A 19,037-nucleotide genomic window follows, 5' to 3' on the forward strand; every position below is an offset into this window, starting at 1 on the left:
CATGTGCCCGGGATTCTTGCATAGCCCTACAAAAAACGATGCCATCCAAAGGTTGTAGACAGGGCTGTCGATGGGATGGGATCGGCAGGCTTTGTCAAGCCGGGGCACCGCCCGCTCATCAGCGATCGGTTCGCAATTGCCCGTGGTGGCGGTTAGACTTCGACGTTCATCCACCCATGAAGATAAAGGTTTCGCTCATGCTGATTGCCGCTAACAAGGCTGTCTCCATCGACTACACACTCACCAACGACGCCGGTGAAGTGATCGACAGCTCCGCCGGCGGCGCGCCGCTGGTCTACCTGCACGGTGCAGGCAACATCATCCCCGGCCTGGAAAAGGCCCTCGAGGGCAAGCAGGGCGGCGACGAGCTGCAGGTCAGCATCGAGCCCGAGCAGGCCTACGGCGAGTACAGCCCGGAGCTGGTCGCCACCCTCAACCGCGCCATGTTTGAAGGCGTCGACGAGCTGGAAGTCGGCATGCAGTTCCATGCCTCCGGCCCCGATGGCGGCATGCAGATCGTCACCATCCGCGACCTGGACGGCGACGACGTGATCGTCGACGGCAACCACCCGCTGGCCGGCCAGCGCCTGAACTTCGAGGTCAAGGTGGTCAGCGTGCGTGACGCCAGCGAGGAAGAGATCGCCCACGGCCACATCCACGGCGAAGGCGGTCACCACCACTGAGTGGCGTCCCGCTGCCCTCCGGGGCAGCTATGCTGTCCAGGCGTAGGAGGCGTTCCGATGCGATCGGAGCGCCTTTTTTGTGAAGGAGAGAACCATGAGCGCTTTTCACCAACTGACCTTGCCGGCGCTGGGCGGCGGCGAGCTGCCGCTGTCGCAGTTCGGTGATCGTCTGCTGCTGGTCGTCAACGTCGCCTCGCATTGCGGGCTGACCCCGCAGTACGCCGGGCTCGAGCGGCTGCACCAGCAGTACCGCGAGCGCGGGCTGGTGGTGCTCGGCGTGCCGTGCAACCAGTTCGCCGGCCAGGAGCCAGGCAGCGACGAGGAGATCCGCTCGTTCTGCGCGCTCAACTACGGCGTCAGCTTCCCGCTCACCGGCAAGCTGGAGGTCAACGGGCCGCAGCGCCATCCACTGTATCGCCTGCTGGTCGGCGAGGGCGCGGACTTTCCCGGCGACATCACCTGGAACTTCGAGAAGTTCCTGGTCGACACCGATGGCCGCGTGCTGGCGCGCTTCTCCCCGCGCACCGCGCCGGACGACCCGGCGCTGATCCAGACTATCGAGAACGCCCTGCGCTGAGGCGGCTGCGGCCATCGCCGGCATGGTTGTGCGGCGATACATCCGGCTGATGGTCGTAGGCCGGCGCACCGCCGGCCCCCTATGCTCGCTCCCCGATACCCCGCCGCCCGCCTCACGCGGTTGCGGCGCGGCGACCTGACCGGACCAAGGAGTCGATGCATGAGCGCTAGCGTACAAGCCCTTTTCCAACCCTTCGAACTGGGCAGCCTGCGCCTGCCGACGCGGGTGGTGATGGCGCCGATGACACGTTCGTTCTCGCCCAACGGCGTACCCACCGAGGCGGTCGTCGAGTACTACCGTCGTCGCGCCGCCGCCGGCGTCGGGCTGATCATCACCGAGGGCACCACGGTCGGGCATGCCGCCGCCAACGGCTATGCGCAGGTGCCGCGCTTCTACGGCGAGGATGCGCTGGCCGGCTGGCAGCGGGTGGTCGAGGCGGTGCATGCCGCCGGCGGGCGCATCGTGCCGCAGCTCTGGCACGTCGGCAACGTGCGGCGGCTGGGCACCGAGCCGGATGCCGGCGTGCCGGGCTACGGGCCGATGGAGAAGCGCAAGGACGGGCAGGTTGTCGTGCATGGCATGACCAGGCAGGACATTCAGGACGTCATCGAAGCCTTCGCCCAGGCCGCGCGCGACGCCCAGGCCATCGGCATGGACGGCGTGGAGATCCATGGTGCCCACGGCTACCTGATCGACCAGTTCTTCTGGGCCGGCAGCAACCAGCGCGACGACGAGTACGGCGGCAGCCTGGCCAACCGCTCGCGCTTCGCCGTCGAGCTGGTGCAGGCGGTTCGCGAAGCGGTGGGGCCGGATTTCCCGATCATCTTCCGTTTCTCGCAGTGGAAGCAGCAGGACTACAGCGCGCGGCTGGTGCAGTCGCCCGAGGAACTGGCCAGCTTCCTCGCGCCGCTGGCCGCGGCCGGCGTGGACATCTTCCACTGCTCGACACGGCGTTTCTGGGAGCCGGAATTCGATGGCTCGGACCTCAACCTGGCGGGCTGGACGCGCCAGCTGACCGGCAAGCCGACCATCACCGTGGGCAGCGTCGGCCTGGATGGCGAGTTCCTGCAGTTCATGGTCAAGACCGACAAGGTGGCCCAGCCGGCCGGCATCGAAGGCCTGCTGGAGCGGCTGGACAAGGCCGAGTTCGACCTGGTGGCGGTCGGGCGCGCGCTGATCTGCGATCCGGAGTGGGCGGTGAAGGTACGCGAGGGGCGGATGGAGGAGATCCTGCCGTTCAGCCGCGAGGCGCTGAAGACGCTGGCCTAACGAGGGCCGTGGGGAGCTGCCGCGCCTCGGCATCCGGCCGGCGTAGGGTGGGCAACGCGAAGCTTGCCCACCGCTGGGCGGTTGTCGAGGGTCGGGCGGAGTCGTGTGATTCGCCGTGAAAAATGTTGCGCAGTCTTCCACCCTACGGCGCGGGCGGGCGGCTCGGCCCGCCTTCGCGGACCCAGAACAGCGTCGCGCCGGCCACCGCCGCCGGCATGATCAGCAGGTTCAGCCCCGGCACCAGCAGCGCCGCGTAGGTCACCGCGCCGAAGCTCAGGCTCTTCCAGCGGCGCTGGCGCAGCCAGGCGAGCATCTCGTTCCAGCCCAGCTTGTTGTTGTCCGCCGGGTAGTCGATGTACTGCACCGCCATCATCCACACGCCGAACAGCAGCCACAGCGGCGCGGCGGCAAGGTTGAGCACCGGGATGAACGACAGCACCAGCAGCGCCAGCGCGCGCGGGGCGAAGTAGAGGAGCTTGCGAGCCTCGCGCGCCAGGGTGCGCGGCAGCATGGCCAGCAGCTCGGCCCAGCTGAACGGCGGCGAGGCGTCCTGGCCGCGGGCGACCACCTCGACCTTCTCGGCGAGAAAGCCGTTGAACGGCGCCGCGATGAGGTTGGCCAGCAGGGTGAAGCTGAAGAACACCATCAGCACCAGCAGCGCGACGAACAGCGGCCAGATCAGGTACTCGAGAAACGCCAGCCAGTCCGGCAGGCTCGGCATCAGCGCGTCGAGCCAGCTGCCGAAGCGGCTCGCGGCCAGGTAGACGATCGCAGCGAACAGCAGCACGTTGACCGTCACCGGCAGGATCACGAACAGTCGCAGGCCAGGGCTGAGGACCAGGCGCAGGCCCTGCTGCAGGTAATGCGGGCCGGACAGGACCGGTGGGGGCATCGCTAGTTACTCCGGAGCGGGCTGCCGCCGGCATTGATTTGCCCTATGCCCGGCATGCAGCTTTTGAATTTCCACGGCGCGGGTGGCCTCGCTAATCTCGGTGGCGTTGCTTTCCCGGGGGCATCCGATCCAAGCCTTCCCCTAGTGCTGGATGCCCCTTTTTTATTTTTTCCGGTTCCGGCCGGGCGCCGCGCGATCGCGATATCGCTTCACTTGCGCTTGAGCGGGCTGGAATCGAAGCGTACGCCCGGCAGGCCGGTCTCCATCAGCGCGCGGATGTTGCGGTGGTCGTTGCCGGCGGGATTGGCCAGCACCGCCTGGTAATGCTCGCCGAAGGCCAGCAGGGCTTCCTCGGTGGTGAACTGCTCGAGCTGGGCGAGCCCGAGGGTCTTGCAGGAGCCTTCGTTCTCGCCGGCGGCGTTCTCCACGCTGCCGTTGACGAAGCGGCTGGGCGTGTAGTCGTAGTGGTTCTCGATGAACGCCAGGGTGTCGGCGAACGGGTGGTTGCGGTTGCGCAGGCTGGCGCGGAAATCCTTCAGGGTCATGGCTTGTGGCTCTTCTCGAATGCGGCTTGTTGTTCGGCAGTCGCTTCCTTCTGGTAGCGCTGCTTCCACTCGGCATAGGGCATGCCGTAGACCTCTTCCCGGGCGTCGTCGAGGCTGACCGGCAGCTCCAGGTCGTCGGCCGCGGCCTTGTACCACTTCGACAGGCAGTTGCGGCAGAAGCCGGCGAGGTTCATCAGATCGATGTTCTGCACGTCCGGGCGGCTGCGCAGGTGCTGGACCAGGCGACGGAAGGCGGCGGCTTCGAGTTCGGTGCGTTGTTGCTCGTTCATGCGTGCGCTCTCGGCGGTGGCTGGGGTGGGCCGGATCATAACCGCGGCCCGGAGCTCCGGCCAGGGCAGTCCAGCGGCGTGCGGGCGCTCAATCGCGGTGGCTGGCCAGGGTGATCGACACCGACTCGGCGAAGCGCAGCGCATGCGGCTTGTCCACTTCCACCTCGGCGTAGCGCACCTGCGGGTTGTGCATCACCAGGTCGAGGATCTCCTGGGTCAGGCGCTCGAGCAGGGCGAAGCGGTTGTCCTCGACGTGGCGGATGATCGCCTTGGTGATGGTGCGGTAGTTCAGGGCGTGGTCGATGTCGTTGTCGCGCACGGCCTCGGCGGCCGGGTAGAGCATGGTCAGGTTGATCAGCACGTCCTGCTTGTTGTTGATTTCTTCTTCCTTGATGCCGATGTAGGTGCGCAGGCGCAGGTCCTTGACGCGGATGCGCGCCATTCCGGGCTCGAGTCGGGGCATGGTGTCTCCTCGGTCAGATCAGGTGGCGGCCGCCATTCACCCGCAGGGTGGTGCCGGTGACGTAGGGATTGTCGAACAGGTAGCGCAGGCTCTGGTAGATCACCTCCGGGCCCGGCTCGATGCCCAGCGCCGACTTGGCCAGCGCCTTGCGCCGGTAGGCCTCGTCGTCGTCGGGGTTGAACTGGATCAGTGCCGGGGCGATGCCGTTGACCTTGATCGCCGGCGCCAGGCTGGCGGCGAACGACAGCGTCAGGTTGTCCAGCCCGGCCTTGCTCGCCGCGTAGGCGATGTGCTTGCTGCTGCCGCGGCGCGTGACGTCGTCGCCGATGTGCACGATGTCCGCCGGCCCGCCGTGGCGCAGCAGGTCGGCGCAGTGCAGGTTGATCAGGTAGGGCGCCAGCATGTGCACGTGGAACATGCGCTCGAACACCGCGGCCTGCTGGCCGGGCGTCTCGGCGTGCCAGTCCGAGGCGTTGTGGACGATGGCACGCAGGCCGCCGGTGCGCTCGCGCAGGGCGTCGATGAAGGCCAGGATGCCGGCGGTGTCGCTGAAATCGGCCTGCACGGTCAGGGCGCCGCGTTCGCGCAGCGCCGCCACGCCGTCGCGCTCGCGACGGTAGCTGATGATCACCGGCTGGCCGTCATCGAGCAGGCGCGTCGCGCAATGCAGGCCGATGCGCTGGCCGGCGCCGGTGATCAGCACGGGAAGTGGGGATGGGCTCATGCGGCGGTCCTGGCTGGCGGCGCCGGCGGAATGCCCGGCGCCTGCGATGGCCAGGCAGCTTACACCAGATCCGGCGGCGACTCGGACAGGGGATCCTCGTGCAGCAGGCGGTGCTGCTGGTAGAGAAAGCTGCGGATGCGCTCGGCGTCCTTCTGCCCGGCGAACTCCACCTCGTAGGCGGCCAGGCCGTCCTTCACCTCGCGCACGCGGCGGGCGTCGATCTCCAGCGGCGCCTCGTCGGGCAGCGCCAGGTGCAGGTGGAAGTGCTTGGGCGGCTTGTGCCGGTTGTCCGCCTCGACCAGCAGGCTGTGCGAGGACAGCTCGCGCACGTGCAGCGCGCTCGGCCGGCCGCCGCGCTCGAGCAGCGGCAGCGGCTCGTCGAGTTGCAGGCGCCAGGCGCGCGGGGTTGGGCTCTGTTCGTAAATCACCGGCGGCGACAGCTGGAGGTTGAGGCTGTGCAGCTCGTCCTCGTGGATGTGCAGCGGGAAGGACATGCGGAATTCGCCGCTGCGCGCCTCGAGGGTCAGCTCGGTGCGCGCGGCCAGCTGCAGCAGCAGCTCGTTGGACTGCGCGCCGCCATCGATGCGAAAGCCGGTCGGCCCGTCGCCCTTGGCCGGGGCCGCGCGGGTCATGAGCTGGCGGATGAAGGCAAGCTCGTCTTCGGTCAGGACTGTCTGGTCGGCCATCTGATTCCTCCATGGCGGAGCCGCCGCCGATTCCCTGGGCGGTGGCAGCAACTTGCCATCGCCAGGGGCGGCGAGTTGACCGCTTGCCTGCAGTAAAGTTCCGTTCCGAGCGTTTTGCTCGGCTTTGCTGCCGTTGCGGCATAATGCGGCCCCTTTTTCCTGCCACGGAGAGCGCCATGAAGGTCGCCATTCTTTCCGGCAGCGTCTACGGCAATGCCGAGGACGTCGCCCGCCACGCCCAGCGCCTGCTCGCCGACGCCGGCTTCGAGGCCTGGCACGATCCGCGCGCGCAACTGCCGCAACTCTTGGAATTCGCCCCCGAGGCGCTGCTGGTGGTGACCTCGACCACCGGCATGGGCGAGCTGCCGGACAGCTTCGTGCCGCTGTATGCGGCGCTGCGCGACCAGCCGCCGGCCTGGCGTGGCCTGCCGGGCGGCATCATCGCCCTTGGCGATGCCAGCTACGGCGACACCTTCTGTGGCGGTGGCGAGCTGGTGCGCGAGCTGTTCGTCGAGCTCGGCGTACAGGAGGTGCAGGAAATGCTGCGCCTGGACGCCAGCGAGACGGTCACCCCGGAGGCCGACGCCGAGCCCTGGATCGCCGCCTTCGCCCAGGCCCTGCGCGGCTGACCGGCGCGGCCAGCAGCCTGGCTGGCAAGGCAACCACGCCGGCGCCGGTCGCTGGCTAGAATCGGCGCACCGACAACAAGAAGAGGTGCGCCGTGAAACCTTTCCCACATCTACCCTCGCTCAAGGATCAGGTCAGCGCCGCCGAATGGCAGACCCGCGTCGACCTGGCCGCCTGCTACCGGCTGGTGGCGCTGCACGGCTGGGACGACCTGATCTTCACCCATATCTCGGCGAAGATCCCCGGCACCGAGCATTTCCTGATCAACCCCTACGGGCTGATGTTCCACGAGATCACCGCCTCGAGCCTGGTGAAGATCGACCTGGCCGGCAACCGCCTGCTGGACGGGCCGTTTGACATCAACCCGGCGGGCTACACCATTCACAGCGCGGTGCACGAGGCGCGCGAGGATGTCGCCTGCGTGCTGCACACCCATACCGCCGCCGGCGTGGCGGTTGCGGCGCAGCGCCAGGGCGTGCTGCCGATCAGCCAGCAGTCGCTGTTCGTGCTGTCGAGCTATGCCACCCACGGCTACGAAGGCGTCGCCCTGCAGCATGAGGAGAAGGCCCGCCTGCAGGCCGACCTGGGCGAGGCCGCGTTCATGCTGCTGCACAACCACGGCCTGCTGACCTGCGGCGGCAGCATCGCCGACACCTTCCTGATGATGTTCACCTTCCAGCGCGCCTGCGAGATCCAGGTCATGGCCCAGGGCGGCGGCGCCGAGCTGATCGCCATTCCCGCGCCGATCCTCGCTGGCGCCAGGGCGATGGCCGCCGGCGTGACCCGCTCGCCGGGCGGCATGGGCGGCGCGCTGGCCTGGCCGGCGCTGCTGCGGCGCCTGGATGCGAGCAGCCCCGGCTATGCCGAGTGACGCGCGGCGAAGGCCTGCAGCTCGGGGTAGAAGGCGTGGAAGTCGTCGCTGAGCGGCCCGTACAGCCGCTCCAGCTCGGCCATGCCGCCGAGCAGCCCGTCCGGGCGTGACAGCCGCCGGCTCATGCCCAGCAGCACCTGTTCCAGTACGGTGAACTCGCGGTAGCTGCCGAGCCAGTCCTGCGCGGCCATGCGCGGCGCGATCAGGCCGAGCTTGCCGGGCAGCTCGGCCTCGGCGGCCAGGGTGCGGTAGACGCGCCCGGTGAACTGCGCCAGCGGCTCGCGGCTGTACTGCGGCCAGTGGGCGGCCAGGCAATGGTCGAAGAACAGGTCCACCAGGATGCCGGCGTAGCGGCGTCGCTCGTCGGCGAAGCGCGCCTTGGCCGCCAGGACCAGGGGATGGCTGTCGGTGAAGGCGTCGATGCGCCGGTGCAGGCGGATGCCGGCCTCGATGTCGCTCGGCCAGCGGCCCTGCAGCGGGCCCTTGACGAAGTCGCCGTAGAGGCTGCCGAGCAGGGCCGCCGGCTCCTGGCCGCCGAGGTGCAGGTGCGCGAGGTAGTTCATGCGCGCAGCTTAGCCGAAGTCGTCCTCAGGCGGCCTGCTCGAGCGCCGCCTCGCTGCCGAACAGCGCTTGCGCGATGGCCTGGTGCGCCAGCTGCGCCAGTTCGCTGCGCGTGCGACCCTGGCTGGCGATCGGCGGCAGCAGGATGATGTCCACCTCGACCACGCCATGGCGCAGCAGGCGCAGCAGATGCTTGGGCAGGCTGTCGTCGCCGATGTAGGGCACCAGGCGGTCGCGCTGGCCGTCACGCCGGTAGCGCAGCGCCACCGGCTGGATCGGCGCGCCGCTCTCGACGGCGGCGGCGAGCAGGCGGGGGTGCAAGCGCCGCAGCTCGCTGCCATCGGTGGAGGTGCCCTCGGCGAAGACCAGCAGGCTGTGTCCGGCAGCCAGGCGGGCGGCCAGCTGCCTGCCGACCGCGCCGCTGTCGCCGCCACCGCGCACGATGAAGGCGGTGCCGGCCTGGCGGGCCAGGTAGCCGAGCAGCGGCCAGCGGCTGACCTCGTGCTTGGCCAGGAACGACAGTGGCGCCAGGCTGCCCAGCAGGGGGATGTCGACCCAGGAGATGTGGTTGGCCAGCCACAGTGCCGGCTCGCCCGACGCTGCGCCATGCACCTGCACGCGCAGCGGCAGGGCGGCGGCGACCCGCGCCAGGAAGCGCTGCGTCAGCCGCTGCCGGGTCGCCTGCGAAGCCGGGTGGCCGAGTGCCTGGCGCAGCCCCAGCCAGGCGGCGGTCGGCAGTGCGCGGCCGATCACGGCGGCCAGGCGCAGCAGCCGCAGGGCCGGTGGCGCTGTCCTCATACGGCGGCCTTGAAGTGTCGGGCGTAGCGCGGGCAGAGCTCCTCGCGCTTGAGCAGGATGAACAGGTCGGCGACCTGGAATTTGCGGTCCCAGCAGGGTTCGCCGCAGATTTTCGCGCCCAGGCGCATGTAGGCCTTGAGCAGGGGCGGCAACTGCGCGCTGAGGTTGTCCGGTACCTCGAGCGCCGGCAGCGGGTGCATCGGCTCGGCATGCAGCAACTCGGTGCACAGGTGGCTGTCGCGCAGGCGCTGCATGATCGCCTGCGCCTGCAGGCCGCCGTCGCGCATGGACACGCTGGCGCAACCCATCAGGTAGCGATAGCCGCCGCGATTGAGCGCCTCGGCCAGTTCGGCCCAGAGCACGCCGATGGTCGCGCCGTTGCGGTAGGCCGGGTCGACGCAGGTACGGCCGATCTCCAGCACCGGTGCGTGGAGCTTCTCCAGCCCGTGCAGGCGGAATTCGCCCTCGCTGTAGAAGCGCCCCAGGCGGCTGGCCGCGGCCTGGTCGAGCAGGCGCGTGGTGGCGACCAGGCGGCCGCTGGAGAGGTCGCGCACGCCCAGGTGACGGCAGTGCGGGTCGAACTCGTCGGCATCCAGCTCGCCGTCGATTGCCGGCAGGCCGGCACCGAACTCGCTGGCGAACACGCGGTAGCGCAGCGCCTGGGCTTCACGCAGGGTGCGCGGGTCATCGAGGTACTCGGCCTGCAGCGTGCGCAGGCTGCGCGAGGGGGCGTCGCTGACGCTCATGCTGGATCTCCTGTGGCCCGTGCGGGGCGCTGTTGGCAAGCGGCCGGAGCGTCTTGTCGCGCTCTGCTTTGGCGTCTCCAAGCTAGGCGGGGTTGGTGTCGCGCATGTGACGAGGCGGTGATGCTTGGATGACGGCGCGGGGCCGCCGACCAGGGGCGGCGCCGTGGATCAGAGGAGGCCGCGGCGGCGCGCTGCTTGGCCGGCGGGCGAACTCTTTGCCTGCCGGGCGGGTCTCGGTAATCTAGCCGCGCCGTGGCGCCGGACCGATCGAGGGTCCGCGCGCCGGGGCGAAACCCGGATCGATCCAGACAAGGGATTTCATGTCATCGTGCCGCCACCCGGCCCGCCTGCCGTACCCGATCCAGCGCCTGCCGAGGGCGGTGCGATGATGCTCGCCGGCGAAGTGCTGCCCTGGCGCGAGGGCAACCGTTTCCAGCTGCTGGTCGACGGGCCGAGCTTCTTTCCGGCGATGCTCGACAGCCTGGATCGCGCGCAGCAGACCATCGACCTGGAGCTCTACCTGGTCGAGGACGGCCGCTGCCTCGACCAGCTGCTGCGTGCGCTGCTCGACGCCGCCGGGCGCGGCGTGCGGGTGCGCTGCCTGTTCGACGGCTTCGGCTGCCTCAAGCTCGGCCAGCGCAACCGCGAGCAGCTAGCCCGGGCCGGCATCGAGCTGCGCCTGTACAACCCGCTGGAGCTGCGCCTGCGCTTTCGCAACCTGCACCGCGACCATCGCAAGATCCTGCTGGTCGACGACCACACGGCCTTCGTCGGCGGTACCGGCGTGACCGACGATTTCTGGGACCCGGACAATCCACGCCAGCACTGGCACGAGGTGATGGTGCGCATGAGCGGCCCGGTGGTCGCCGACTGGCAGCGGCTGTTCGACAGCCAGTGGTCGCACTGCCTGACGCGGCGGCGCATCTGGCACCTGCCGCTGCCGGTCCGCGCGCCGCGCATCCCGCTGCGCCCGGAGCGCGGCGAAGGCATGGCGCGGGTGGCCTACGCCGCGGCCCGCCAGCACAGCGACGTGCTGCACAGCCTGCTGCGCAAGCTGCATCGCGCCGAGCGGCGCATCTGGCTGGCCACGCCGTATTTCCTGCCGACCGGCAAGGTGCGCCGGGCGCTGATCCGCGCGGCGCGCCGCGGCGTCGACGTGCAGCTGCTGCTGACCAGTCGCAACACCGACCATCCGCCGGTGCGCTACGCCGGCCAGCGCTTCTACCCGCGGCTGCTGCGCGCCGGCGTGCGGATCCACGAATATCGACCACACTTCCTCCACCTCAAGATGGTGATGGTCGACGACTGGGTCAGCGTCGGCTCGTGCAACTTCGACCACTGGAACCTGCGCTGGAACCTGGAGGCGAATCTCGAGGCCATCGACCCGGCGCTGAGCGCCGAGGTGACGCGCAGCTTCGAGCAGGATTTTTCCGAGAGCCGCGAGATCACCCTGCAGCGCTGGTACGCCAGGCCCCTGCACATCCGCCTGTACCAGCGCATGTGGGGCGGGCTCGACCGGCTGCTGGTCAACATCTTCAACCGCGGTGGTTAGCTGTCGGCCGCGTTCATCACTGACGCAGAGGAGGAATTCTGCATGGCTGCCAAGAACATCCTGATGCTGGTCGGCGACTACGCCGAGGACTACGAGACCATGGTGCCGTTCCAGGCGCTGCAGATGGTCGGCCACCGCGTGCACGCGGCCTGCCCGGGCAAGCAGGCCGGCGACAGCGTGCGCACCGCGATCCACGATTTCGAGGGCGACCAGACCTACAGCGAGAAGCCGGGGCACAACTTCAGCCTGAACGCCGACTTCGACGGCCTGCGCGCCGAGGATTTCGACGCGCTGTTGATCCCCGGCGGGCGGGCACCGGAGTACCTGCGCCTGAACGAGGCAGTGCTGGCGCTGGTGCGGGCCTTCGACGAGGCCGGCAAGCCGATCGCCGCGGTCTGCCATGGCGCCCAGCTGCTGGCCGCCGCCGGCGTGCTCAAGGGCCGCGCCTGCAGCGCCTACCCGGCCTGCGGGCCGGAGGTGAAGCTGGCCGGTGGCGAATACGTCGACATTCCGGTCGACCAGGCGCATACCGACGGCAACCTGGTCAGCGCGCCCGCCTGGCCGGCGCACCCGGCGTGGCTGGCGGCCTTCCTCGAGCTGCTCGGCACCCGGATAACCCTGTAGCATGGGCCGCCGCTGGGATCGGGCAGCACCCCGCCGCCGCCCAGCGCCGAGTGGAGAACGCAGATGAACACCGCGCCGAACAATCCGCTGCATGGCGTCACCCTCGAGGCGATGCTGGTCGAACTGCAGGCGCACTACGGCTGGGAAGGGTTGGCGCAGCGGGTCGACATTCGCTGTTTCAAGAGCGAGCCGAGCATCAAGTCGAGCCTGACCTTCCTGCGCCGCACGCCCTGGGCGCGGCAGAAGGTCGAGGCGCTGTTCGTCCGGTTGCGAGGCCGGCGTGGCTGAGTGCAGCAAGCGGACAGCAAAAAGCCCGGCACTTGGCCGGGCTTTTTGCTAGCGGAGGCGGGTGCTTACTGCACTTCCACCGCCAGGCTGTCGGCAATCTTCTTCTGCCAGATCGCCGGGCCGGTGGTGTGCACCGATTCGCCCAGGGTGTCGACCGCCACGGTGACCGGCATGTCCTTGACCTCGAACTCGTAGATCGCTTCCATTCCGAGTTCCGGGAAGGCCAGCACCTTGGACTTCTTGATCGCCTGGGCGACCAGGTAGGCGGCGCCGCCGACGGCCATCAGGTACACGGCCTTGTTGTCGCGGATCGCCTCGATGGCGATCGGGCCGCGCTCGGACTTGCCGATCATGCCCAAGAGGCCGGTGCTTTCCAGGATCTGGCGGGTGAACTTGTCCATGCGGGTGGCGGTGGTCGGGCCGGCCGGGCCGACCACCTCGTCACGCACCGGATCGACCGGGCCGACGTAGTAGATGAAGCGGCCCTTGAGGTCCACCGGCAGCTCCTCGCCCTTGTTCAGCATGTCGACCATGCGCTTGTGCGCGGCGTCGCGGCCGGTGAGCATCTTGCCGTTGAGCAGGATGGTCTCGCCCGGCTTCCAGCTCTGCACGTCTTCCGGGGTGATGGTGTCGAGGTTGACGCGGCGTGCGGAGGGGCCGGCTTCCCAGACGATTTCCGGGTAGGCGTCCAGCGGCGGCGGAGTCAGCTCGGCAGGCCCCGAGCCGTCGAGCACGAAGTGCGCGTGGCGGGTCGCGGCGCAGTTGGGGATCATGCACACCGGCAAGGAGGCGGCGTGGGTCGGGTAGTCCATGATCTTCACGTCGAGCACGGTGGTCAGGCCGCCGAGGCCCTGGGCGCCGATGCCCAGCTGGTTGACCTTGTCGAACAGCTCCAGGCGCAGTTCCTCGATGCGGTTCTGCGGGCCGCGGGCCTTGAGCTCGTGGATGTCGATCGGGTCCATCAGGACTTCCTTGGCCATCACCGCGGCCTTCTCGGCGGTACCGCCGATGCCGATGCCGAGCATGCCCGGCGGGCACCAGCCGGCGCCCATGGTCGGCACGGTCTTGAGCACCCAGTCGACGATCGAGTCGGACGGGTTGAGCATGGCCATCTTCGACTTGTTCTCGGAGCCGCCGCCCTTGGCCGCCACGTCCACCTCGACTTTATCGCCGGGAACGATGGAGTAATGGATGACCGCCGGGGTATTGTCCTTGGTGTTCTTGCGGGAACCTGCCGGGTCGGCCAGGATCGAAGCCCGCAGCACGTTGTCCGGGTTGTTGTAGGCGCGACGCACGCCTTCGTTGATCATGTCGTCCAGGCTCATGGTGGCGCCGTCCCAGCGCACGTCCATGCCGACCTTGACGAACACGGTGACGATGCCTGTGTCCTGGCAGATCGGGCGGTGGCCGGTGGCGCACATGCGCGAGTTGATCAGGATCTGCGCCATGGAATCGCGTGCAGCCGGAGACTCTTCCCGCAGGTAGGCTTCGTGCATCGCCTGGATGAAGTCCACGGGGTGGTAGTAGGAAATGAATTGCAAGGCGTCGGCGACGCTTTGAATCAGGTCGTCTTGCTTGATCACGGTCATGCAGCGCGTCCTCTAGGCGGGGCGGATAGCGAGCGCGGCGGCAGATGACGCGCCCATGAAAAAAACGCGCGGCAGTATAGCGCGTCGTACAGTCCGTAACACGGCTGATCCAGGAGACAGACATGCAGGCCAAGGTTGGCGGTAATGCAGTGGGCAGGTGCGGCCAGGGGCCGTCCAGGGTGGGGCGTCATGAACGCCGGACGTGACGAGAGAGACCAGCAGGCCTTGCAGCAACTGGTCAGCAAACGCTTCGCCATGGCGGCGGGCACCTATGGGCTGGCGCTGCTGATCACCTGGCTGACGGTGGCCAGTGGCTTCTACCTGGCCTCGGTGCAGAGTGCGGTGATCTGCTCCAGCCTGATCGTGCTGAGCCAGGCCGGGTTCTTCTGGATGTTTCGCAGCGGCCTGAACCTGCGCTTTCGCGACCCCAGCCTGACCGAGCCGCAGGTGACGGTCGCGCTGGTCTGGCTGACCTACTTCCTGGCCAATCTCGGCGCGGCGCGCGGTTCGCTGCTGATCCTCTACCTGCTGGTGCTGATGTTCGCGGTGTCGCTGCCGCCCAAGCTGTTCGCCCGCTATGCCGGGCTGGCCTTCGCCAGCTTCGTGCTGGTGACCTTCATCGACCTTAGGGCCGGGCGCTTCGCCAGCCTGCAGATCGTCGTGCTCGAAGGCGCGGTGCTGCTGGTGGCGCTGGTCTGGATGTGCCTGTTCGTCGGCCACATCTACCGGCTGCGCCAGCGCATGCGCCAGCGCCGCGTCGCGCTGCAGGCGCACCAGGACACCCTGCGCGGGATGATGCGCCAGCTCGAGGACCTGGCCTCGACCGACGAGCTGACCGGGCTGTTCAATCGCCGGCATTTCCTGCGCCTGGCGCAGACCGCCCTCGATCGCCTGCGGCCCGGGCACCGGCTCGGCCTGGCGCTGATCGACCTGGATCACTTCAAGCGCATCAACGACCAGTACGGCCATGCCACCGGCGATCGCGTGCTGCAGACCTTCGCCGCGGTTGCCCGCGCCTGCCTGCGCGAGGGCGACGTGCTGGCGCGCTACGGCGGTGAGGAGTTCGTGCTGCTGCTGCCCGATACCGATGCCGAGCAGTTCGCCGCCTGCTGCGAGCGGCTGCGCGAGGCCTTCGCCGGCGCCGAGCCGGTCGACGGAGCCGTTGCCGGGCAGCTCAGCCTGTCGGTCGGCCTGACCCTCATGGGCGCTGGCGACAACCTCGACGAGGCCCTGCAGCGTGCCGACGAGGCGCTCTACCGCGCCAAGCGTGGCGGGCGCAACCGCTGCGAACCCTCCTGGCAGCTCAGCGATGCCTGAGCTGCGCTGTCGTGGCCGGCGCTGGACCGTCGCCGCCGGCGAGAACCTGCTCGATGCGCTGAATGCCGCGGGGCTGGCGGTGCCCTACAGCTGCCGTGCCGGCCATTGCCACGCCTGCCTGGTGCGCTGCGTCGACGGCGCGCCGGAGGATCTGCAGCCTGCGGCGCTGGACCCGGCGCGCCAGGCCCAGGGCTGGCGCCTGGCCTGCCAGAGCCGGGTCCGTGGTGATCTCGGCATCGAGCTGTTCGACCCGGCGCTCGACGGCCTGGCGGCCACCGTGCAGGCCTGCGACTGGTTGCCCGGCGAGGTCGCGCGCCTGCGCCTGCAGCCCGAACGTCCGCTGCGCTATGCCGCCGGCCAGCACCTGTTGCTCTGGCTCGAGGGCATCGCCCGGCCGTACTCGCTGGCCAGCCTGCCGCAGGTCGATGACGCTCTCGAGTTCCACATCGACTGCCGGCGGCCCGGCGCCTTCGCCGATGCGCTGCGCCGGTTGCCGATCGGCGGCAGCCTGCGCCTCGGCGAGCTGCATGGCGGGGCGCTGCACTACGCCGCCGAGTGGGGCGATGCGCCCCTGTTGCTGCTGGCTGGCGGCACCGGGCTGGCGCCGCTCTGGGCAGTGCTGCGCGAAGCCCTGCGCCAGGGGCACGCGGCACCGGTGCGACTGTGGGCCTGCAGCCGCGGGCCGCACTACTTCGCGGCGCCGCTGCAGGAACTGGCGGCGCGGCATCCGACGCTGGAAGTCAGCCTGCTGGACCCGCAACAGTGGCCCGAACGCCTGGCCGCGCTGCGCCTGGCTTCGCGCCGGGAGATCGCGTTGGTCTGCGGCGCGCCGCCTTTCGTCGAGGCGGCCCGGCGCCGGCTGTTCCTCGCCGGCCTGCCGGCGGGGCAGGTGTTCTACGAGCGCTTCGTCGGGCGGGGCGATCCGGCGGAATGAAAAAGGGGCTCCTGAGAGCCCCTTCTTGTGTCGCCTGTGGTCAGAGCAGCGGATCGCCGACGCGCAGGATCTTCATCGTGTTGGTGCCGCCGGAGGCATCGTGGTAGCTGTCGCCCTTGGTCAGCACCACCCAGTCGCCCGGCTGCACGATGTCGCGCTTGAGCAGCTCGTCCACCGCGGCCTGGCTGACCTTGTCCGCCGGCTGTTCGGCCGGGTCGAAGGGAATCGTCTGCACGCCGCGGAACAGCGCCACCCGTGCCTGGGTGTCGCGGTGCGGGGTGAAGGCGAAGATCGGCACCGAGGAACGGATGCGCGACATGATCAGCGTGGTGTAGCCACTCTCGGTCAGGCTGATGATCGCCTTGACGCCAGGGAAGTGGTTGGCGGTGTACATCGCCGCCAGCGCGGTGCTCTCGTCGCAGCGGCTGAAGCTCTGCCCCAGGCGGTGGCCGGACTTGATGCTGGTCGGATGCTTCTCGGCGCCGACGCAGACGCGCGCCATGGCCTTGATCGCCTCGACCGGGTATTCGCCGGCGGCGCTCTCGGCCGAGAGCATCACTGCGTCGGTGTAGTCGAGCACCGCGTTGGCTACATCGGACACCTCGGCGCGGGTCGGCATCGGGCTGTGGATCATCGACTCCATCATCTGGGTCGCGGTGATCACCACCTTGTTGTTGCGCCGGGCGTGCAGAATGATCTTCTTCTGGATGCCGACCAGCTCGGCGTCGCCGATTTCCACGCCGAGGTCGCCACGCGCGACCATCACGCCGTCGCTGGCGCGGATCAGGCCGTCGAGGGCTTCGTCGTCGGCGACCGCTTCGGCGCGTTCGATCTTGGCGATCAGCCAGGCCTTGGAGCCGGCTTCGTCGCGCAGACGGCGGGCCAGGTCCATGTCGGCGGCATCGCGCGGGAAGGACACGGCCAGGTAGTCGAGCTCCAGGTCGGCGGCCAGCTTGATGTCGGCCTTGTCCTTGGCGGTCAGCGCCGGGGCGGTCAGGCCGCCGCCGCGACGGTTGATGCCCTTGTTGTCCGACAGCGGGCCGCCGATCAGCACGGTGCAGTGCAGTTCGTCGGCGGTGGCGGCGTCGACGCGCATGACCACGCGGCCGTCGTCGAGCAGCAACTCGTCACCGACGCCACAGTCCTTGACCAGGTCCGGGTAGTCGATGCCGACCACTTCCTGGGTGCCGGCATCGCGCGGATGGGTGACCGAGAAGCGGAAGCGGTCGCCTTCCTTCAGCTCGATGCGCTTGTCGGTGAACTTGGCGATGCGGATCTTCGGGCCCTGCAGGTCGCCCAGCAGCGCGACGAAGCGGCCGTGGCGGGCCGCGGTCTCGCGCACCAGGTTGGCACGGGCGCGGTGCTCTTCCGGCGAGCCGTGGGAGAAGTTCAGGCGGGCGACGTCCAGGCCCGCGAGGATCATTTTTTCCAGGACTTCCGGCGAGCTGCTGGCCGGGCCGAGGGTGGCGACGATCTTGGTTCGACGCAGGGTCATTCATTGGGCTCCTTTTTTCAGTGAACGGCAGGCTACTACGCTGATCTGCTGTAGTCATCGTCGCCCGGGCACTACTCTTTGCCGCAATGGCGGGCCGTGGCGCCGCTGCAGTTTCAGCCGCGGCGGCCGATAAGGCGGCACTGGAGGACATCATCATGCGAACCCCGATCATCCTGCTGCTGGCGCTGCTCGCCGGCGGTTGCAGCAGCCGCCACGCGCTGGATCGCCACCTGGACGAGGCCTACCGGCGCTACCAGGCGGCCGACTGCGGCGGCACCCTGCTGGCGCTGTCCCAGGCCGAGCGGCTCAAGCGCGCGCGCCCCGGCGTGCAGCCGGAAATCTCCCTGCTGCGCGGGCAGTGCCTGGAACGCCAGGGCCTGTATGTGGACGCCGCGCAGACCTACCGCTTCATCCAGGCGCAGTACCCGACCAGCGAATATGCCTTCCGCGCTGCCGCCAGGCTGGAGACCCTGCGCCAGCTCGGGCACTATCGCCCCGACGCGCCCGCTGCGGCGCGCTGAAGCGCCCGGCGCCGCCTCCAGGAGGGAAGCATGCGTAGCCTGTTGCTGTTGATGGGCCTGTTGCCGCTGCTGGCGCAGGCGCAGATCTACCGTTGGACCGACGAGCAGGGCCGCGTGCATTTCGGCCAGCGCCCGGCGGCCGGGGCCGAGCCGGTCGAGGTGCGACCGCAGGTGGTCGAGCGCGATGCGCAGACCCGCGAGCGCGAGTCACGCAACGCGCGCTACTTCGAGGCACGCCGCGAGGAGAGCCGCCAGGCGGCGCAGCAACAGGCCGAGGCACGCGCCGAGCGGCAGCGCGAATGCAGCGCGCTGGAGCAGCAGCTGGCCCGGTTGCAGCGCGGCGGACGCTACTTTCGCAACGATGCACAGGGGGAGCGGGTCTACTACAGTGACAACGAACTACAGGCAGCACGAAGTCAACTGGCCACCCGCCTCCAGCAGCGCTGCCGCTGAGGACGCGGTCCGTGGCCATACTGCGCCGCAGGCCAAGGATCGATGAGCATGAGCAACCAGCGCCGCATTCAACGCCACCAATTGCCGTACTACCTGAACGTCTTCAACCGCTACACCGACCGGCCGCTGGGCTTCATCGGCAACCTGTCCGAAGGCGGGCTGATGCTGATCAGCCCCTATCCGATGATGCTGGCGCAACAGTTCGAGATGCGCCTGAAGATTCCCGGCCAGAACGGCAGGGTCCGCCATGTCGACTTCAGCGCGATGAGCCTCTGGTCGCGCGAGGACGTCACGCCCGGCAGCTACGACACCGGTTTCGCGCTGCTCGAGCCCTCGCTCGAGATCCGCGAGATGATCGATGCGCTGCATCACTACTTCAGCTTTCGCCCCAGCCCGCATAGTCCGCTGGCGCCGCCGCCCAGCACGCCGACCGACACCGGCTGCTGCCAGGGCGCCTAGCTGTGATCTCTCAGTAGGTTGTTCATCCGGGGCATACCCGGAATTCTGGAAGTGCGACCAACCATGCCTTCCA

24 protein-coding genes are annotated in these 19,037 nt (G+C 69.0%); 13 read left to right on the forward strand and 11 right to left on the reverse strand.

All coding sequences use genetic code 11. The features are described from left to right. Positions 1-197 precede the first annotated feature (197 nt). The 3 genes from L3N39_RS17290 (at position 198) to L3N39_RS17300 (ending at position 2,529) form a co-directional block, all read left to right on the forward strand. The gene (locus L3N39_RS17290) at positions 198-683 is read left to right on the forward strand and encodes an FKBP-type peptidyl-prolyl cis-trans isomerase (RefSeq protein ID WP_237258661.1); all 486 of its coding nucleotides are present in this window, start codon (positions 198-200) and stop codon (positions 681-683) included. A 94-nt stretch (positions 684-777) separates the two neighbouring features. Then, the gene (locus L3N39_RS17295; RefSeq protein ID WP_237258662.1) at positions 778-1,260 is read left to right on the forward strand and encodes a glutathione peroxidase; all 483 of its coding nucleotides are present in this window, start codon (positions 778-780) and stop codon (positions 1,258-1,260) included. A 159-nt stretch (positions 1,261-1,419) separates the two neighbouring features. Next, a complete protein-coding gene (locus L3N39_RS17300) occupies positions 1,420-2,529 on the forward strand; it encodes an NADH:flavin oxidoreductase (protein ID WP_237258663.1) in 1,110 nt (369 codons plus the stop codon). Positions 2,530-2,671: 142 nt separating this feature from the next. Here the strand turns inward: L3N39_RS17300 and cysZ are convergent, their stop codons facing one another. From cysZ to L3N39_RS17330, 6 genes are all read right to left on the reverse strand, one after another. Continuing rightward, positions 2,672-3,421: a sulfate transporter CysZ gene (gene cysZ / locus L3N39_RS17305; RefSeq protein ID WP_237258664.1), complete on the reverse strand. Its 750-nt coding sequence runs from the start codon at positions 3,419-3,421 to the stop codon at positions 2,672-2,674. A gap of 209 nt (positions 3,422-3,630) precedes the next feature. Further along, positions 3,631-3,966, reverse strand: a complete 336-nt coding sequence (locus tag L3N39_RS17310) for a HopJ type III effector protein (RefSeq protein WP_237258665.1) — start codon at positions 3,964-3,966, stop codon at positions 3,631-3,633. Next, on the reverse strand, positions 3,963-4,295 hold the full coding sequence (locus tag L3N39_RS17315) for a DUF1244 domain-containing protein (RefSeq protein ID WP_237258666.1): 333 nt from the start codon (positions 4,293-4,295) through the stop codon (positions 3,963-3,965). Before L3N39_RS17315 ends, L3N39_RS17310 begins: the two co-directional genes overlap by 4 nt. Before the next feature lie 49 nt (positions 4,296-4,344). Continuing rightward, positions 4,345-4,719: a dihydroneopterin triphosphate 2'-epimerase gene (gene folX / locus L3N39_RS17320; RefSeq protein WP_237258667.1), complete on the reverse strand. Its 375-nt coding sequence runs from the start codon at positions 4,717-4,719 to the stop codon at positions 4,345-4,347. 13 nt (positions 4,720-4,732) lie between these two features. Further along, the gene (folM, locus tag L3N39_RS17325; protein ID WP_237258668.1) at positions 4,733-5,443 is read right to left on the reverse strand and encodes a dihydromonapterin reductase; all 711 of its coding nucleotides are present in this window, start codon (positions 5,441-5,443) and stop codon (positions 4,733-4,735) included. Positions 5,444-5,502: 59 nt separating this feature from the next. Next, a complete protein-coding gene (locus L3N39_RS17330) occupies positions 5,503-6,129 on the reverse strand; it encodes a PilZ domain-containing protein (RefSeq protein ID WP_237258669.1) in 627 nt (208 codons plus the stop codon). Between the two features lie 176 nt (positions 6,130-6,305). On the opposite strand from L3N39_RS17330, the gene L3N39_RS17335 reads away from it, so the two are divergent. Further along, on the forward strand, positions 6,306-6,758 hold the full coding sequence (locus tag L3N39_RS17335) for a flavodoxin (RefSeq protein WP_237258670.1): 453 nt from the start codon (positions 6,306-6,308) through the stop codon (positions 6,756-6,758). 92 nt (positions 6,759-6,850) lie between these two features. Continuing rightward, positions 6,851-7,627, forward strand: coding sequence for a class II aldolase/adducin family protein (locus L3N39_RS17340; protein WP_237258671.1), 777 nt, complete (start codon positions 6,851-6,853; stop codon positions 7,625-7,627). On the opposite strand, the gene L3N39_RS17345 is transcribed toward L3N39_RS17340, so the two are convergent. From L3N39_RS17345 to olsB, 3 genes are read right to left on the reverse strand one after another with little or no spacing between them, the layout of a single operon-like run. Further along, complete coding sequence (locus L3N39_RS17345) at positions 7,615-8,190, reverse strand: acyl carrier protein phosphodiesterase (protein ID WP_237258672.1); 576 nt, start codon at positions 8,188-8,190, stop codon at positions 7,615-7,617. The genes L3N39_RS17340 and L3N39_RS17345 overlap by 13 nt on opposite strands. Before the next feature lie 25 nt (positions 8,191-8,215). Then, on the reverse strand, positions 8,216-8,986 hold the full coding sequence (locus L3N39_RS17350) for a lysophospholipid acyltransferase family protein (RefSeq protein WP_237258673.1): 771 nt from the start codon (positions 8,984-8,986) through the stop codon (positions 8,216-8,218). Beyond that, positions 8,983-9,732, reverse strand: a complete 750-nt coding sequence (olsB, locus tag L3N39_RS17355) for an L-ornithine N(alpha)-acyltransferase (protein ID WP_237258674.1) — start codon at positions 9,730-9,732, stop codon at positions 8,983-8,985. The genes L3N39_RS17350 and olsB overlap by 4 nt, the downstream gene beginning before the upstream one ends. Positions 9,733-10,120: 388 nt before the next feature. Here olsB and L3N39_RS17360 point away from each other — a divergent pair, with 388 nt between their 5' ends. The 3 genes from L3N39_RS17360 to L3N39_RS17370 all read left to right on the forward strand — a co-directional run bounded on the left by L3N39_RS17360 (position 10,121) and on the right by L3N39_RS17370 (position 12,196). Continuing rightward, the gene (locus L3N39_RS17360) at positions 10,121-11,284 is read left to right on the forward strand and encodes a phospholipase D-like domain-containing protein (RefSeq protein ID WP_237258689.1); all 1,164 of its coding nucleotides are present in this window, start codon (positions 10,121-10,123) and stop codon (positions 11,282-11,284) included. A gap of 42 nt (positions 11,285-11,326) precedes the next feature. Then, a complete protein-coding gene (locus L3N39_RS17365; protein ID WP_237258675.1) occupies positions 11,327-11,908 on the forward strand; it encodes a DJ-1/PfpI family protein in 582 nt (193 codons plus the stop codon). A gap of 63 nt (positions 11,909-11,971) precedes the next feature. Beyond that, entirely contained in the window at positions 11,972-12,196 is a 225-nt protein-coding gene (locus L3N39_RS17370) for a VF530 family protein (protein WP_237258676.1), read from the forward strand. A gap of 65 nt (positions 12,197-12,261) precedes the next feature. Here L3N39_RS17370 and L3N39_RS17375 read toward each other — a convergent pair whose 3' ends face one another. Beyond that, a complete protein-coding gene (locus tag L3N39_RS17375) occupies positions 12,262-13,785 on the reverse strand; it encodes a fumarate hydratase (protein ID WP_237258677.1) in 1,524 nt (507 codons plus the stop codon). Between the two features lie 189 nt (positions 13,786-13,974). Here L3N39_RS17375 and L3N39_RS17380 point away from each other — a divergent pair, with 189 nt between their 5' ends. Next, on the forward strand, positions 13,975-15,102 hold the full coding sequence (locus L3N39_RS17380) for a GGDEF domain-containing protein (protein ID WP_237258678.1): 1,128 nt from the start codon (positions 13,975-13,977) through the stop codon (positions 15,100-15,102). Then, on the forward strand, positions 15,095-16,036 hold the full coding sequence (locus tag L3N39_RS17385; RefSeq protein ID WP_237258679.1) for an iron-sulfur-binding ferredoxin reductase: 942 nt from the start codon (positions 15,095-15,097) through the stop codon (positions 16,034-16,036). Before L3N39_RS17380 ends, L3N39_RS17385 begins: the two co-directional genes overlap by 8 nt. 40 nt (positions 16,037-16,076) lie before the next feature. Here the strand turns inward: L3N39_RS17385 and pyk are convergent, their stop codons facing one another. After that, entirely contained in the window at positions 16,077-17,531 is a 1,455-nt protein-coding gene (gene pyk / locus L3N39_RS17390; RefSeq protein WP_237258680.1) for a pyruvate kinase, read from the reverse strand. Between the two features lie 155 nt (positions 17,532-17,686). Here pyk and L3N39_RS17395 point away from each other — a divergent pair, with 155 nt between their 5' ends. From L3N39_RS17395 to L3N39_RS17405, 3 genes are read left to right on the forward strand one after another with little or no spacing between them, the layout of a single operon-like run. Beyond that, complete coding sequence (locus tag L3N39_RS17395; protein ID WP_237258681.1) at positions 17,687-18,052, forward strand: tetratricopeptide repeat protein; 366 nt, start codon at positions 17,687-17,689, stop codon at positions 18,050-18,052. A gap of 30 nt (positions 18,053-18,082) precedes the next feature. Next, positions 18,083-18,505, forward strand: coding sequence for a DUF4124 domain-containing protein (locus L3N39_RS17400; protein WP_237258682.1), 423 nt, complete (start codon positions 18,083-18,085; stop codon positions 18,503-18,505). 42 nt (positions 18,506-18,547) lie between these two features. Next, positions 18,548-18,964, forward strand: a complete 417-nt coding sequence (locus L3N39_RS17405; RefSeq protein ID WP_237258683.1) for a PilZ domain-containing protein — start codon at positions 18,548-18,550, stop codon at positions 18,962-18,964. The last annotated feature ends 73 nt before the right edge of the window (positions 18,965-19,037 follow it).

It is taken from the genome of Pseudomonas oligotrophica (genome assembly GCF_021726475.1).
Classification (GTDB): Bacteria; Pseudomonadota; Gammaproteobacteria; order Pseudomonadales; family Pseudomonadaceae; genus Stutzerimonas; species Stutzerimonas oligotrophica.

What these genes read in the sequence shown, in the direction of transcription:
- L3N39_RS17290 (WP_237258661.1), top strand. Translation starts at nt 198, where the DNA reads ATGCTGATTGCCGCTAACAAGGCTGTCTCCATCGACTACACACTCACC.
- L3N39_RS17295 (WP_237258662.1), top strand. Translation starts at nt 778, where the DNA reads ATGAGCGCTTTTCACCAACTGACCTTGCCGGCGCTGGGCGGCGGCGAG.
- L3N39_RS17300 (WP_237258663.1), top strand. Translation starts at nt 1,420, where the DNA reads ATGAGCGCTAGCGTACAAGCCCTTTTCCAACCCTTCGAACTGGGCAGC.
- cysZ (WP_237258664.1), bottom strand. Translation starts at nt 3,421, where the DNA reads ATGCCCCCACCGGTCCTGTCCGGCCCGCATTACCTGCAGCAGGGCCTG.
- L3N39_RS17310 (WP_237258665.1), bottom strand. Translation starts at nt 3,966, where the DNA reads ATGACCCTGAAGGATTTCCGCGCCAGCCTGCGCAACCGCAACCACCCG.
- L3N39_RS17315 (WP_237258666.1), bottom strand. Translation starts at nt 4,295, where the DNA reads ATGATCCGGCCCACCCCAGCCACCGCCGAGAGCGCACGCATGAACGAG.
- folX (WP_237258667.1), bottom strand. Translation starts at nt 4,719, where the DNA reads ATGCCCCGACTCGAGCCCGGAATGGCGCGCATCCGCGTCAAGGACCTG.
- folM (WP_237258668.1), bottom strand. Translation starts at nt 5,443, where the DNA reads ATGAGCCCATCCCCACTTCCCGTGCTGATCACCGGCGCCGGCCAGCGC.
- L3N39_RS17330 (WP_237258669.1), bottom strand. Translation starts at nt 6,129, where the DNA reads ATGGCCGACCAGACAGTCCTGACCGAAGACGAGCTTGCCTTCATCCGC.
- L3N39_RS17335 (WP_237258670.1), top strand. Translation starts at nt 6,306, where the DNA reads ATGAAGGTCGCCATTCTTTCCGGCAGCGTCTACGGCAATGCCGAGGAC.
- L3N39_RS17345 (WP_237258672.1), bottom strand. Translation starts at nt 8,190, where the DNA reads ATGAACTACCTCGCGCACCTGCACCTCGGCGGCCAGGAGCCGGCGGCC.
- L3N39_RS17350 (WP_237258673.1), bottom strand. Translation starts at nt 8,986, where the DNA reads ATGAGGACAGCGCCACCGGCCCTGCGGCTGCTGCGCCTGGCCGCCGTG.
- olsB (WP_237258674.1), bottom strand. Translation starts at nt 9,732, where the DNA reads ATGAGCGTCAGCGACGCCCCCTCGCGCAGCCTGCGCACGCTGCAGGCC.
- L3N39_RS17360 (WP_237258689.1), top strand. Translation starts at nt 10,121, where the DNA reads ATGCTCGCCGGCGAAGTGCTGCCCTGGCGCGAGGGCAACCGTTTCCAG.
- L3N39_RS17365 (WP_237258675.1), top strand. Translation starts at nt 11,327, where the DNA reads ATGGCTGCCAAGAACATCCTGATGCTGGTCGGCGACTACGCCGAGGAC.
- L3N39_RS17370 (WP_237258676.1), top strand. Translation starts at nt 11,972, where the DNA reads ATGAACACCGCGCCGAACAATCCGCTGCATGGCGTCACCCTCGAGGCG.
- L3N39_RS17375 (WP_237258677.1), bottom strand. Translation starts at nt 13,785, where the DNA reads ATGACCGTGATCAAGCAAGACGACCTGATTCAAAGCGTCGCCGACGCC.
- L3N39_RS17380 (WP_237258678.1), top strand. Translation starts at nt 13,975, where the DNA reads ATGAACGCCGGACGTGACGAGAGAGACCAGCAGGCCTTGCAGCAACTG.
- L3N39_RS17385 (WP_237258679.1), top strand. Translation starts at nt 15,095, where the DNA reads ATGCCTGAGCTGCGCTGTCGTGGCCGGCGCTGGACCGTCGCCGCCGGC.
- pyk (WP_237258680.1), bottom strand. Translation starts at nt 17,531, where the DNA reads ATGACCCTGCGTCGAACCAAGATCGTCGCCACCCTCGGCCCGGCCAGC.
- L3N39_RS17395 (WP_237258681.1), top strand. Translation starts at nt 17,687, where the DNA reads ATGCGAACCCCGATCATCCTGCTGCTGGCGCTGCTCGCCGGCGGTTGC.
- L3N39_RS17400 (WP_237258682.1), top strand. Translation starts at nt 18,083, where the DNA reads ATGCGTAGCCTGTTGCTGTTGATGGGCCTGTTGCCGCTGCTGGCGCAG.
- L3N39_RS17405 (WP_237258683.1), top strand. Translation starts at nt 18,548, where the DNA reads ATGAGCATGAGCAACCAGCGCCGCATTCAACGCCACCAATTGCCGTAC.